This is a genomic window from Paeniglutamicibacter sp. NPDC091659 (assembly GCF_044756805.1).
Lineage (GTDB): Bacteria > Actinomycetota > Actinomycetes > Actinomycetales > Micrococcaceae > Paeniglutamicibacter.
Genome location: NZ_JBIVTO010000011.1, coordinates 41223 through 54608, shown reverse-complemented (window position 1 = coordinate 54608; position 13386 = coordinate 41223). Strand labels below are relative to the sequence as shown.

General features: G+C 65.2%; 12 protein-coding genes and 1 pseudogene. 7 read left to right on the top strand and 6 right to left on the bottom strand.

Annotation, left to right across the window (positions count from 1 at the left end):
• Positions 1-569: 569 nt before the first annotated feature.
• The 3 genes and pseudogenes from ACIQLF_RS17745 to ACIQLF_RS17735 all read right to left on the bottom strand — a co-directional run.
• Positions 570-1122, bottom strand: a pseudogene (locus ACIQLF_RS17745) (IS982 family transposase); the annotation flags it as partial.
• Positions 1123-1211: 89 nt separating this feature from the next.
• Positions 1212-2846: a cation acetate symporter gene (locus tag ACIQLF_RS17740; RefSeq protein ID WP_400301310.1), complete on the bottom strand. Its 1635-nt coding sequence runs from the start codon at positions 2844-2846 to the stop codon at positions 1212-1214.
• A 2-nt stretch (positions 2847-2848) separates the two neighbouring features.
• Entirely contained in the window at positions 2849-3196 is a 348-nt protein-coding gene (locus ACIQLF_RS17735; RefSeq protein WP_400301307.1) for a DUF485 domain-containing protein, read from the bottom strand.
• Between the two features lie 88 nt (positions 3197-3284).
• Here ACIQLF_RS17735 and ACIQLF_RS17730 point away from each other — a divergent pair, with 88 nt between their 5' ends.
• The 7 genes from ACIQLF_RS17730 (at position 3285) to ACIQLF_RS17700 (ending at position 10954) form a co-directional block, all read left to right on the top strand.
• Positions 3285-3419, top strand: coding sequence for a hypothetical protein (locus tag ACIQLF_RS17730; protein WP_400301305.1), 135 nt, complete (start codon positions 3285-3287; stop codon positions 3417-3419).
• A 9-nt stretch (positions 3420-3428) separates the two neighbouring features.
• Entirely contained in the window at positions 3429-4673 is a 1245-nt protein-coding gene (locus ACIQLF_RS17725; protein WP_400301302.1) for a sensor histidine kinase, read from the top strand.
• Positions 4674-4683: 10 nt separating this feature from the next.
• Entirely contained in the window at positions 4684-5400 is a 717-nt protein-coding gene (locus ACIQLF_RS17720) for a LytR/AlgR family response regulator transcription factor (RefSeq protein WP_400301300.1), read from the top strand.
• Positions 5397-5831: a hypothetical protein gene (locus ACIQLF_RS17715; protein WP_400301298.1), complete on the top strand. Its 435-nt coding sequence runs from the start codon at positions 5397-5399 to the stop codon at positions 5829-5831. The genes ACIQLF_RS17720 and ACIQLF_RS17715 overlap by 4 nt, the downstream gene beginning before the upstream one ends.
• Entirely contained in the window at positions 5828-7309 is a 1482-nt protein-coding gene (locus tag ACIQLF_RS17710) for a cation acetate symporter (protein ID WP_400301296.1), read from the top strand. The genes ACIQLF_RS17715 and ACIQLF_RS17710 overlap by 4 nt, the downstream gene beginning before the upstream one ends.
• 219 nt (positions 7310-7528) lie before the next feature.
• Entirely contained in the window at positions 7529-9052 is a 1524-nt protein-coding gene (locus ACIQLF_RS17705) for a hypothetical protein (protein ID WP_400301293.1), read from the top strand.
• 543 nt (positions 9053-9595) lie between these two features.
• On the top strand, positions 9596-10954 hold the full coding sequence (locus ACIQLF_RS17700) for an SGNH/GDSL hydrolase family protein (protein ID WP_400301290.1): 1359 nt from the start codon (positions 9596-9598) through the stop codon (positions 10952-10954).
• Between the two features lie 127 nt (positions 10955-11081).
• Here the strand turns inward: ACIQLF_RS17700 and ACIQLF_RS17695 are convergent, their stop codons facing one another.
• The 3 genes from ACIQLF_RS17695 to frr all read right to left on the bottom strand — a co-directional run bounded on the left by ACIQLF_RS17695 (position 11082) and on the right by frr (position 13295).
• Entirely contained in the window at positions 11082-11666 is a 585-nt protein-coding gene (locus tag ACIQLF_RS17695) for a DivIVA domain-containing protein (RefSeq protein ID WP_400301288.1), read from the bottom strand.
• Between the two features lie 139 nt (positions 11667-11805).
• Positions 11806-12738: a phosphatidate cytidylyltransferase gene (locus ACIQLF_RS17690; protein ID WP_400301285.1), complete on the bottom strand. Its 933-nt coding sequence runs from the start codon at positions 12736-12738 to the stop codon at positions 11806-11808.
• Entirely contained in the window at positions 12738-13295 is a 558-nt protein-coding gene (gene frr / locus ACIQLF_RS17685; protein WP_209995866.1) for a ribosome recycling factor, read from the bottom strand. The genes ACIQLF_RS17690 and frr overlap by 1 nt, the downstream gene beginning before the upstream one ends.
• Positions 13296-13386: the final 91 nt, after the last annotated feature.

The following is a 13386-nucleotide window of genomic DNA, read 5'->3' as shown; positions in this document are numbered from 1 at the left end:
GCAATCGAAGGGTGAGAAAGTTCCATGGCCGGAGAGCAACGCGGTGAAACTTGCGGCAGCTGTCCGCTCGGCATTGACTCGGCCGTGGCGGCCCAACACCAGCCGAGGAAGCCACGGTGTATCCAGCAATCCTCTGGAACGCGGTTTTGCAAGATTGAAGGGCGAAATCCCGTTATGCGGTTCTCTCCAATGCCCAGTGGGATTTGGCTGCCCCGCCTTGTCCGATTCCACAGGCAAGGCGGGGCGCCCCTTCAGCGACCCCCGGCTGACTGCCAGGGGCATCATGTACCGACACCTGTCAGGGGTTCCGTGGCTTGATTTGCCGGAACACCTCTGCCATGGGAGACCACGTGGACGTGCTATCGCCGTTGGGCCGGCGACGGCACATGGGACATCGCGTTTGCTACCTTGATCTCCCCTGCCGGACGGGGGGGAATCGTCGAATTATCAGGAACCTGCTCGTTGAGCCCGGACCATGTCATTGTCCGCTCACGCGGAGGGCTGATCACCGAGGTCACACCCTGGCCTACGGCAACCGCAGACCCCTGGCGCTCATGCTCGGGGCGGGGCAGCGCCTCGGTGACTTCCCGTTCACCGAGCATCGGGTTGGCCAGGCACCAGATCACCGGCATACACCTAGGGCGAGCTGACCAGGTGGAGCCTCACGCCCCAGAAGGAGCGCGAATGCGAGGCGCAAGTACCCGTAGTCTGCATCCCCGGCCAGGTCCGAGCGTTTCACCGTTTCGCGACTGGCGCCGCAAGGGACCGGGGTCGAGTCGAGCAGGCGCAAGACCTCGTGCCAGGAATCGGCGTCCATGGCCAGGGCCGTGATCACCGCGGAGATCAGCGTCCCGGCGGCGCGCACGCGTAAGGTGCATCCAGATTGCTGCGGGATTCCGGGGAAGAGACCGCTCAGGTGCGTGCGTGCGCAGTGGACCCGCCGCGATTCGGAGGAGTGCCCGTGGAGCAGGTGCTGGGCCACCACCAGGCAGATCAGCTCGGCATCACTGAGAACGGTCTTGCGTCCGGCTCTCTGCGGCTGGACATGTCCCAGGTCGGGGAGACCCGGACGGCGACAAAGCATAGAGAGTGGTCAAGGAGAGTGTTCAGTCTTGGGTTCACCAAAACACTCTCCGAGGACAGAACAGACCCCAACCCAAAACATGGGCTGGGGTCTGTTCTGTCCTCGGAACCGATTAGGACTTGTTCATCTAGTGGTCGACTGCCTTTTCGGCGCCGATGCCGGTCAGCGAACGGACCTCCATTTCGGCGGACTTGATCGGGTCCTCGACGTTCTTGTCCAGCACCGAGCCGAGCCAGCCCAGGAAGAACGCCAGCGGGATCGAGACGATGCCCGGGTTGGCCAGCGGGAAGATCGAGAAGTCGGCGCCGGGGATCATGGAGGTCGGCAGCCCGGACATGACCGGGGAGAAGACGATCAGCAGGATGGCCGAGCCGAGGCCGCCGACCATGGACCAGACGGCGCCCTGGGTGGTGAACTTCTTCCAGAACAGCGAGTACAGGATGGTCGGCAGGTTCGCCGAGGCCGCCACGGCGAAGGCCAGCGCGACCAGGAAGGCGACGTTCTGCCCTTGGGCGCCGATGCCGCCGAGGATCGCGAAGACGCCGATGACGATCACCGTGCGGCGCGCCACCTTCATCTCCTTCTCCGGGGTGCTCTTGCCCTTGGCGATGACCGAGGCGTAGACGTCGTGGGCGAACGATGCAGCGGCCGTGATGGTCAGCCCGGCGACCACCGCGAGGATGGTGGCGAAGGCGACGGCGGAGATCAGGCCCAGCAGAAGCGGGCCGCCGAGCTCGAAAGCCAGCAGCGGTGCCGCGGAGTTCACGCCGCCCGGGGCGGCCTTGATCTTGTCCGCACCGATCAGCGCACCGGCGCCGTAGCCCAGGACCAGGGTGAAGAGGTAGAAGGCGCCGATGAGCCAGATGGCCCAGACCACCGAGCGGCGTGCCTCCTTGGCGGTCGGGACCGTGTAGAAGCGCATGAGCACGTGCGGCAGGCCGGCGGTGCCGAGCACCAGGGCCAGGGCCAGGGAGATGAAGTCGAGGCGCGAGGTATCGGATTTGCCGTACTGCATGCCCGGGTTCAGGATGTCGGGGGTTCCGGCGGATTCGACGGCCGCTCCGAGCAGCGCGGAGAAGTTGAAGCCGAACTGGGCCAGCACCATGATCGTCATGACGAACGCACCGGCGATCAGCAGGCAGGCCTTGATGATCTGCACCCAGGTGGTGCCCTTCATGCCGCCGATCAGCACGTAGGTGATCATCAGCGCGCCAACCACCACGATCACCAGGGACTGGCCCAGCCGGTCGTCGATGCCCAGCAGCAGGGAAACCAGCGCGCCGGCTCCGGCCATCTGGGCCAGCAGGTAGAAGACGCAGACGGCCAGGGTGGAGACCGCCGCGGCGATGCGCACCGGGCGCTGCCTCAGGCGGAAGGAAAGCACGTCCGCCATGGTGAACTTGCCGGTGTTGCGCAGCAGCTCGGCGACCAGCAGCAGGGCCACCAGCCAGGCAACCAGGAAGCCGATCGAGTAGAGGAAGCCGTCGTAGCCGTTGATCGCGATGGCCCCGACGATGCCCAGGAACGATGCGGCGGAGAGGTAGTCGCCGGCGATGGCGGTGCCGTTTTGCGTTCCAGTGAAGGAACGGCCGCCGGCGTAGTAGTCGGCGGCGGTCTTGTTGTTGCTCGAGGCCTTGAGCACCACGATCAGGGTGACGGCGACAAAGAGGCCGAAGATGCCGATGTTGACCCACGGGTTGCCCACCTTGGTGGTTTCCGGTGCGGCCACGGCCCCCGCGGCAAGAATCGATAGGACGTTCATGGCTACTCCCCTGCCTGTTGCGCTTCGAGGCGCTTGCGGATGGCGGTGGCCTGGGGGTCAAGCTTCCGGTTGGAGAAGGAGACGTAGGCCGCGGTGATGGCGAAGGTGGTGACGAACTGCAGCAGGCCCAGCAACAGGCCCATGGTGAAGTTGCCCCACACCTTGATGGACATGAACTCGTGCGCGTAGTCGGCCAACAGCACGTAGGCGAAGTACCACAAGAGGAAAAAGACGGCCATCGGGAACACGAAGCCGCGGTGCGTCTTGCGCAGCTCGGTGAACTCCTCCGACTCCTGTTCCTTCATAAAATCAATGTCGGCGGCGAGGCCCGACTCCGGGGTGGTGCTCATGATTCCTCCTTGGAAGGTTCCAGGTGCCGTGCCGCTGCCCACCGGATTCCACTTGCCATCCGAAGCGCGGGGTGCGCCAGCCACCTGTGTGACTGAGATCACTCTGCGCCACCCCGCGGACAACCAGAAGTGCCCGGGGCCGGGCAACCTGCAAACGGTCACCCGCATGCGCCAAGCGGCCGCCGCCAGCGCCGAACGGCACGCCCATTTCCACGCCCAGTAGGCTTGTCCCATGCTCTCCACCGCGCTGCAAATGACCCTGATCGTTGCCACAGTCATCGTCGGCGCCGCCCTGGTGGGATACCTCGGATTCAGGATCGTCAGGTCCAACCGCGACCTGGGCACCGACGCGGACAAGGCGACGTTCGAGACGCTGCACCAGGTCTCCGTTGCGGCACCGCACCTGGCCCAGGGCCTGACCCCGGAGGGCGCGGCCAAGGCGGGCAAGCACCTGCGCGCGCTGCTGGCCTGCGAGGCCCTGGTCATCAGCGACAACGACGCGGTGCTGGCCGTCGACGGGTCCATCCCGGACATCGAGGGCCGCGGCGCCGCCTGCGCCACCGAACTTGCCGCCGGAGCGCTCGCCACCCGGCGCACCCAGGTCAAGCGCTCGGAGGGTGCGGACCTGGTCTGCTCCCCCATCATGGTCGGCGACACCCCGGTGGGCACGGTGTGCGCCTACATCCCGCGGGCCGGTGCCGGGTTCGTGCGGGCCGTGACGGAGGTCGCGGCCTGGGTCGCGGCCCAGGTGGGCCTGTCCGAGCTGGATGCCTCCCGCGCGCTGCTCATGGAGGCCGAGGTCCGCGCGTTGCGCGCCCAGATCAGCCCGCACTTCATCTACAACTCGTTGAACGCCATCGCGTCCTTCATCAACACCGACCCGGCCCGGGCGCGCGAGCTGGTCGTCGAGTTCGCGGACTTCACCCGCTATTCCTTCCGGCGGCACGGGGACTTCACCACGCTGGCCGAGGAGCTGCAGGCCATCGACCGCTACCTGCTGCTGGAAAAGGCCCGCTTCGGGGACCGGATCCGGGTGTCCCTGGCCATCGCCCCGGAGGTGCTCTCCACCGCCATCCCGTTCCTGAGCCTGCAGCCGCTGGTCGAGAACGCGGTGCGCCACGGGCTCGAGTCCAAGCCTGGCGGCGGCAAGATCACCCTCACGGCCTCGGACAGCGGCGAGTTCGCGCTGATCACCGTCGAGGACGACGGCGTCGGCATCGACCCCGCGTCGCTCGCCTCGGTGCTGGCCGGCACCACCGAGTCCGTCCACGTGGGCCTGCGCAACGTGGACGTGCGCCTGCGCCAGGTGTACGGCGAAGCGCACGGGCTGGTCATTGACACTGCCCCGGGGGCCGGCACGCTGATCACCATGCGCATCCCCAAGTTCCGTCCCGGGGTGCTGCCTGACGCGCCGCGGGATGCGCCCGACGGGGACTGGCACGCGCCAAAGGGACCCCGCGGACCGTTGGCCGGGTAAAATTACCCGCATGATTAATGTGGTCGTCGCGGACGATGAATTGCCGGCCGTCGAAGAGCTGGCTTATCTCCTGTCGCTCGATTCACGGGTGGGGCAGATCCACCGGGCGAGCTCGGGCGCCGAGGCGTTGAAGGCCCTCGAGGAATTCGACATCGACGCTCTGTTCCTCGACATCCACATGCCCGCGCTTTCCGGGCTTGACATCGCCCGGGTCATTTCCCGTTTCTCCCGTCCCCCGGCGGTCGTGTTCGTCACCGCCGACGAGGACCAGGCGCTCGAGGCCTTCGAGCTGGCGGCCCTCGACTACGTCCTCAAGCCGGTCCGTCCCGAGCGGCTCGCCGAATCCATCCGCCGGGTGTGCGAGCTGGCCGAGGAGGAAACCTCGAAACCCGAGGTCGTCACCGTGGACCAGGGTGGCATCACCAAGATGATCCGCCGCGACGAGATCCGCTACGTGCAGGCCCAGGGCGACTACGCCCGACTGCACACCAAGGACGCCAGCTACCTGATCCGGGTGCCCCTGAACGACCTCGAGCAGCAGTGGGCTTCCGCCGGCTACATCCGCATCCACCGATCCTTCCTGGTGTCCATGGACAAGATCGACACCGTGAAGCTGCAGACGGGCAAGGCAGCGGTGGTCATCGGCGGAACCGAGCTGCCGGTCTCCCGCCGGGCCCTGCCGTACCTGCGTGAGCGCCTGTCCGCCAACCGCGTCCGGCCGCTGTGACTTCCCCGGGCACCGGTTCCCCGGAACCTGCCAGGGTCCCCGGCAATCCGTGGACCGCGGCGGCCGAGCCCGGGGCCCTGCCTCCGCCCACCGGTAACCGGGTGCGGGTCAGCGCGCCGGCGGGATCGATGCCCAGCATTCCGCGCCGCCCGGAGCGCGATGCCGCCGAGGCCTTCTACGTCCGTTCGCTCATCCGCTCCCAGCTGCGCCTGGCCGTCTCGGTGGCGCTGGGCTTCCTGCTGCTCCTGGTGGGGCTGGCGGTCATGGTCGCGGCCTGGCCGCAAATCCACGACGTCCGGCTGGCCACCATCCCGCTGCCCTGGTGGCTGCTGGGGGTTGCCGTCTACCCGTTGATCCTGGTCTCGGCCTTCCTGTTCAACAGGGCCGCAGCCCGCAACGAGGCCCAGTACCGGAGCATCGTCGAACGATGAATTCAACGGTTTCCCTCATCGCCGTGGCCCTGGTATCCGTCGTCACCGTGACCATCGCGATCAACGGGCTGCGCCTCTCGCGCACCACCGGGGACTTCTACGTCGCCTCGCGCACCGTGCGGCCCTGGTGGAATGCCAGCGCGATCGGCGGGGAATACCTCTCCGCGGCATCGTTCCTGGGCATTGCCGGGCTCATCGTGGTCTCCGGGCAGGATGCGCTGTGGTTCCCGATCGGGTACACGGCCGGGTACCTGATGCTGCTGCTTTTTGTCGCGGCCCCGCTGCGCCGCTCCAGGGCATATACGATCCCCGATTTCGCCCAGATCCGCTTCGGGTCAAGGGGCCTGCGCAGGCTCACCAGCTTCCTGGTGGTGGTGATCTGCTGGCTCTACATCGTCCCGCAGCTCCACGGGGCGGCGCTGACCCTGGGCATCAGCAGCGGGTTGCCCGGCTGGCTCGGCTCGCTGCTGGTCATGGGCATCGTGTGCGTGACGGTGCTGGCCGGCGGGATGCGCTCGATCACCTTCGTCCAGGCCTTCCAGTTCTGGCTCAAGCTGGCCGCGCTGGCCATTCCCGCGGTGTTCCTGCTCCTGCATCTGGATCTGGCCGGGGAATCCGCGACCCTCAACGGTGCGATCTTCGACCACACGGCCCAAACCGGCGCGGCCAAGGGGCTGTACTACAACATCTCCCTGCTGGTGGCCCTGCTGTTTGGCACCCTGGGCCTGCCTCACGTGCTGGTCCGCTTCTACACCAACCCGGACGGCCCCTCGGCGCGCAAGACCACCGCGATCGTCCTTGGCCTGCTCTCCCTGTTCTACCTGTTCCCCACGGTCTTGGGAATCCTGGGCCGCGCCTACACCCCGGAGCTGGCCAGCTCGGGAAATGCCGATGCAACGGTGCTGCTGCTGCCGGGACGGATCATCGGCGGCATGGCCGGGGACGCCTTGACGGCCATCATCATCGGCGGCGCCTTCGCCGCGTTCCTCTCCACGTCCTCGGGGCTGGTGGTTTCGCTCGCCGGAACCATCTCGCAGGACCTCTTCCGCGGAACCGTGCGCGGTTTCAGGATCTCCACCGTGATTGCAACGGCCGTCCCCCTGCTTCTGGCTCTGGGCACCAACAGCTTTGCGCTGGCAGGGGCGGTCGGCTCGGTGTTTGCTTTCACCGCGTCCACCGTCTGCCCGCTCTTGCTGCTGGGAATCTGGTGGCGGGGGCTGACCGTCGTGGGCGCGATTTCCGGGCTTTTCGCCGGGGCATTCAGCTGCGGGTTGGCGCTGTTGCTGGCGGCCATCATGCCCAACGAACCGGGTTCCCTGCACGATCTGGTCTCGCAGCCCGCAGCCTGGACGGTCCCTCTGGCGTTCATCGTCATGGTCGGGGTATCCGTTGCAACCAAGGACCGCATCCCGGCCAGGGTCGACTCGGTGTTGGCGCGTCTGCACGTCCCGGAGCAGCTGCACAACCCAACGCCCTGAAACCGTGACCTGCACGTTCTGGATATCCCGGGTCCGGCCATCCGGCCGGCGGTAGCGCCGGGCGTTGCCAGGCCGAAAAGATTTCGCGGTGCCCCCTTGATCCTGCGTTCCCGTTGGTACTAAATGAAAGTAAAAATCGGAATGATTTGCCGGCGTTAGCGGGAAATGACGCGGGCCAAGGATCAGCGATCACTTTCGGGAAATAGCTGGGGGCCATTCATGGGACATCGGCGAAGCAACTCGCACTCAGATGATCTGGAACAACAAGACCCCGATCCGTCCCGAACCACGCGTCGCGCGTTGCTGGCAGCTCCGCTCATCGCGGCCATCGGCGGTGCTGTTGTCTCCCCGGCCTCCGCAACAACCGGGGAATCGAAAAAGCTTGTCAACTCGATCAACGGCAAGACCGGGGAGATTGTGGTCGCCGAGTCCACCGATGCCGGAACAGCCGCTTTCATTGCGGACCCGGATTCGCTGACCCGGACCGCACTTTCAGCAGTGATTACTGGTTTTTCGGATCGCGGGGACCCAACGAAATCCCCCGAAGTTGCCGAGGAACCGGAACCCGTCCGCGTTGATGACTGGGTCGGGCGCATCGGGACCCGGCTGGCCATCCCGACCCCGGATCCCGTATCCAACCAGGGTGAAGCCGTGCACCCTTCCGTGCTCTATTTCCCCGAGAAGTGGAACGGATACCGGTACTGGATGGGAGTCACCCCGTATGCGGGGGGCCGCAACAAATATGAGGACCCGTGCATCCTGGCCTCCCAGGACGGCGATAAGTGGGTGGTGCCCGAGGGGCTCACAAATCCCCTTGACAACGCGCCGGGCCGTCCCCAATACAACTCCGACCCCAACCTCGTGTTCCACGACGGCAAGCTTCATCTTTTCTGGCGCTACCTCGACAAGAAGGCCACAGGAAGGGAGGAGAATATTTTTCTGCGCACCAGCGCCGACGGTGTGGACTGGACTCCCAAGGTCAAGGTCTACGGGTCCGACAAGAAGGTGCGCAGGCTGGTCGCCCCCTCCTTCCAGTTTGTCGATGGAGAGTGGCACATGTGGGCCGTGGACATCGTTCCAGCGCTCAAGCCCTTGGTGCATTTGACCGCAGCGAGCCCCACCGGCGACTGGTCGACCCCCACTGCGTGCTCGGTGCCGGTCAAGTCGCGCAAGACCCCATGGCACGTGCACATCAAACGCATCGGAGACCAATATGTGGGATTGATGAACGACACGCTCGCCGGGGGCAAAAGGGGTGCCAGGCGAGGCGACCTCTATCTGATCGCGTCCAATGACGGCGAAACCTGGAAGCGAAGTTCAAGAGCCATCGTTCCGCGCAAGGGCCCGCACCACGACAACCTCTATGCCTCGACGTTCATCCGCACCGCCCAAGGGATCGACGTTTGGTACTCTGCACGGCTCAACGGCCCGCCGTACGTCTGGTCGATACTCCGCACACGCTTGATGCAGCGTGACGGCGGAACCCCCTACGCGACGGCAGCCGGGAGCGTGAAGCTCGGAACCGTGCCCGGAAACGGCGGCTCCGCCGAACGACGCATTTCATTCCCGCCGGGTTTGTTCACCAAGCCCCCGACGGTTACTGCGACTTCCGACAATGGCCGAGTCAATCCGGGCACATCGGGCGTTTCCAAAGCCGGTTGCACCCTCAAGGGCTTCAACTGGACCGCGGACCATGCCACAGCGCCCACGCTGCATTGGACCGCCATCCAGATGAGCGACTGATGGCCGCGGTTCGCGGTTTCCGGATCACCGGCCAATGCCGCGGCTCGTTGGAAGCGCTCCCGCGTTCTGTTGAAGCAGGGCGACCGCGACTGGGAGCAACGCGTTCCCCTGTCCGCGCTCCGCCGGCGTTCCGGTCCCCGGGGTGGCTATCGACAGCGTCCCATCGGCCTGCGAGGCCGCCATCGTCCATCGATGTGGCCGACGCCCCGCCGTCGCTCAATCCGTTTTCCCGGGCTCCGTTCCCGCCACGCACAAGCTGCCTTTCGCAGTGCTTGGCCGGGTTGACCACCGGTCCCGGATATTCTGGTTCAACAATGGCGGGCCAGCGCTTTTGACCAATTGACCAGGGCCGAAGTCCCGGAAACAGTCTCGGGCGATAGCTAGGGGGGTCCAATGACCAGGAAACGACGAAACGAAACGTTTTCAGGCGATCGGACCACACACGTCCAGACACCTTCCAGTACTGCGCGCCGCACCATCCTGGCCATTCCACTCCTTGCAGCCCTGGGGGCCGCAGCTGCTTCGCCGGTGGTCGGGAGCTCTGTGGAACAGGCCATTGACGCCAAGATCGCCACTTCTCCCCCCGGCCCAGGTGCCCTGGGCCAGACAGCGCTGACCGAGGCATTTGCAGGACGATTGGATCCGACGAAGAACCCTGCCCTGGGCGTCCTGCTTGCGGCCTACACGCGGGCACCATCCGAGCCTCTCAACGTAGTGGCGCTGGGGTCTTCGACGACAGCGGGCGTCGATGAGATTCCTGCGGACAGGTGGGTCAACAAGCTCTGCGCGGCGATGCAGTCACGGTACGCATCCGGGCCGGGGCGCGATTCGACGACCGGGAATCTGGCCAGCCCGCGCAACACGCTGCCAGGGATCCACTTCTACAACGGCGGCTTGCCGGGTGCACGGTCCAACACCTACCTGAATGCGGCAATGGTCGGCCAGGTCAAGGCATTGGCACCGAGCATCATCCTGCACATGATCGGGGCGAATGATGCCAGGCACGGCACCCCCGCCGCCACATACCGGGCGAACATGACCCGATGGCTTGACGCGATCGACGCGGCGCTTCCGCAGCCACACGCGCACATCCTGATCCACGCTCATGAGCGAAGCGACCAGAACCTGACGGCGAGCTGGGACGAGTACCGCGGGGTGTTGCAAGGCATCGCACAGGAGCGCCCGCGCAACGTGGCATTCATCGACGTCTCGCGCGACTTCGAGGCAATCGGTTTCCCGAAGAGCGACCCGCTGAATTTCCTCAGGGACGACCATATCCACCTGACGCCAACGGGACACGCCTTTGCAGCCCGTATTCTCGCCCAGGAACTCATGGCGACGGCACGCAATGTCCGAACTCCCATCACAGATTCATTCGCTCGCGCCAACGGGCCCCTTGGATCCGCCGATTCCGGGCAACGATGGCTCGGCACGCCCGGGTCGGTGTTCACGGTTTCCGGCGAAAAGGTCGCCGTCACCAGCGGCGGCAGCGCCATCGCCGACTCGTCATTCTCCAATGTCGATGCATCCATGACCATCACGCATACCGGGGCGGGCATCATTCCCGCCGGCATTCTGGTGAGGGCCGACCCGGCGACCGGCGCGAGCATCGGCCTGTTCATCACGGCCGGAACCGGGCAACAGGTTTCCCTCCACGTCAACGACGGGGCAACCGATCTGGAGATCTGGCGCGAACCCAGGGCCGTTGCCCCGGGTGACCACGAGGTTCGCTTGGTTGTCATCGGAAACACGTGCGTCGCGTATCTGGACGGGGCCCTGGTGAAAGCGGTTTCGCTGCCGGCCGGAGCGGCCGCGTTGGCCGGCAATACCGGTGCGGGCTTCGGCTGCGGCGCTTCCACGACCGCGGTCGCCTTCGGCCGGTTTGTCGTCCGTGAGTCCTAGCGGACTTGTTCAAGTGTTTGGGCCACGGGCATGCCCCCGTCCGACGAATGTGGCCAGGCACCCGAAACCAGAAAACACCAAGACCCCGATTCAAGGGTCCTGGTGTTTTCAGTGAAGCACGTTCAAGCTAGTCGATCGAGGCCATGAGTTCCACGACACGGTCAAGGAATGCATCCACCTGGGATTCTTCGTAGCCGTTGTCCCCCTCGGCACGGCGGAATTCCGCGCGGCGCACCGCGTCGACGCTCATCGGGACATCCTTCTCAAAGTAGTCGATGAGCTGGGAGCAGAGCACATCAACGTCCTGGACGTTGTAGCTGGAGGCACTCGCCCGAGAGGGGCGGCGGAAGCGCTCCCCCGGGCTGCGGTGCAGGCGTCCCCGGAGGATGGCCGAAAGCCGGCCGACCTGCTGTAGCCAGGCATCCTCGCCATTGGTCTGGATCAGGGCGTCGCGCTCGCGCTGGGCAAACACATCCTCCAGCCGATCGAGGGCCGCATCGACCTCGCGGGCGCTGTAGCCACCGCGCTGAGCCGGGAAAACCGTCCGCCGTACCATGTGGCTGGTGACGATCGAATCGTCGTCCCCATCCCCGTTGAAGGTGGCGCGGGCGCGGGCGAGGAACACATCCACCTGTTTGGTGTTGTAACCGAATTCTTTCTCCGCCACATGCTCAAATGGGGCGGAGGCCGGCTGTGCCTTGTCCTGACTCACAATGCTTTCCTTGATCTTGGTAATGCGTACCGGAATCGACCGGCACTTCGTTGCTTGGGCTGAGGGTGCCGGCAATGAAGTTCGAAGACTTCTTGCCGGCACACCTAATTACATTCTAGGGATTCTTTGGCACCGGTACTTACAGCACGCCGGGCATGAGGAAAATGCTCAGGACGTATGCGACCGGAATGGCGAAGACCACGGAGTCGAGTCTGTCCATCACCCCGCCGTGTCCCGGCAGGATGTTGCTCATGTCCTTGATGCCGAGTTCACGCTTGACCATGGATTCCGCAAGGTCACCGGCGGTCGATGCGGCCACTGTGGCCACTGCCAGCGGAATGCCCATCCACCACGGCATATCAAGAAGGAATACCGATGCCAGTATCCCGACGATGGTCGCGCCGCCCACTGACCCGGCGAATCCTTCCCAGGATTTCTTGGGGCTGATCTTCGGGGCCATTGGATGCTTTCCGAAGAGCACGCCAACCAGATACCCAAAGGTGTCGTTGGAGACAACCAGCAACAGAACGGTGGTGACCTTCAGGTAGCCCTTGTCTTCGTTGAAGACCAGGACCGCAAAGCTCAGCAACAACGGCACCCAGACCAGGACCAGGATTCCGGCCATGATCGAGGCCACCGATTTCGCGGGGCCCTCGATGATCCGCCACAGGAAGACCAGGAGCGCGCTGGCAGCGAAGGCCAGGCTTAGCGCCTCCAGACCGCCATAGTAGGCTGCGAACGGCAGGGAAAGGCTGGCAACTGCTAGCGGCACCAAGGGCGTGTGGACCCCGGCGTGGTCCAGGGCGCGGGAAATTTCCCAGCAGCCAATGCCCGCGAAGGCGGCGACGGTGGCAACAAAGGCCACCGGCAACCAGAACAGGCCGGTGAGGACCAAAGCCAGAAGAATCAGCCCCACGGCAATTGCCGCGGGTAGATCGCGTCCGGCCTTGGACCCCTTGGCCCGTTTGGCGCTCACGGAGCGTCGCGTCACAGGTACAAGCCCGCCGGTTTCCGGCGAAGGCTCCGGAAGGGCCCCGGAGGTTCCTTCGCTCGGCTCGGTGGGATTGGACATTAGACTTCCAGCAGCTCGGTTTCTTTGCGCTTAAGCAAATCGTCGATGCTGTCGGTGTGCGACTTGGTCAGCGCGTCGAGTTCCTTTTCGGCGCGGGCGCCATCGTCCTCGCCAACTTCGCCGTCCTTGACCAGCTTGTCGATGCCGTCCTTGGCCTTGCGGCGCAGGTTGCGCAGGGCAACCTTGGCGTCTTCGCCCTTGCCGCGAACGACCTTGACGTATTCCTTGCGGCGTTCCTCGGTCAGCACCGGCATGATCACGCGGATGGTCTTGCCGTCGTTCGACGGGTTGGCTCCAACCTCGGAATCGCCCAGTGCCTTTTCGATTTCGCGCAGTGCGGTCACATCGTAGGGGGTGATCAGGATGGTGCGGGCATCGGGGGTGGCGAACGATGCAAGCTGCTGCAGCGGAGTCGGGGAACCGTAGTAGTCCACCATCACCTTGGCGTACATGCCTGGGTGGGCGCGGCCGGTGCGGATCGCGGAGAAGTCTTCCTTCGCGTTTTCGATGGTGCTGTCCATCTTGTCGGCTGCCTCGACGAGGATATCCTCAATCACGTTCTACTCCTTTGAGTTCGGCCAGCTCGTGTACGGCGACCGGTAGTTTCTGGGCTTGTGAACAATCCTATGCCACGCCGGGAGATCCCGG

What these genes read in the sequence shown, in the direction of transcription:
- ACIQLF_RS17740 (WP_400301310.1), bottom strand. Translation starts at nt 2,846, where the DNA reads ATGAACGTCCTATCGATTCTTGCCGCGGGGGCCGTGGCCGCACCGGAA.
- ACIQLF_RS17725 (WP_400301302.1), top strand. Translation starts at nt 3,429, where the DNA reads ATGCTCTCCACCGCGCTGCAAATGACCCTGATCGTTGCCACAGTCATC.
- ACIQLF_RS17710 (WP_400301296.1), top strand. Translation starts at nt 5,828, where the DNA reads ATGAATTCAACGGTTTCCCTCATCGCCGTGGCCCTGGTATCCGTCGTC.
- ACIQLF_RS17735 (WP_400301307.1), bottom strand. Translation starts at nt 3,196, where the DNA reads ATGAGCACCACCCCGGAGTCGGGCCTCGCCGCCGACATTGATTTTATG.
- ACIQLF_RS17705 (WP_400301293.1), top strand. Translation starts at nt 7,529, where the DNA reads ATGGGACATCGGCGAAGCAACTCGCACTCAGATGATCTGGAACAACAA.
- ACIQLF_RS17720 (WP_400301300.1), top strand. Translation starts at nt 4,684, where the DNA reads ATGATTAATGTGGTCGTCGCGGACGATGAATTGCCGGCCGTCGAAGAG.
- ACIQLF_RS17690 (WP_400301285.1), bottom strand. Translation starts at nt 12,738, where the DNA reads ATGTCCAATCCCACCGAGCCGAGCGAAGGAACCTCCGGGGCCCTTCCG.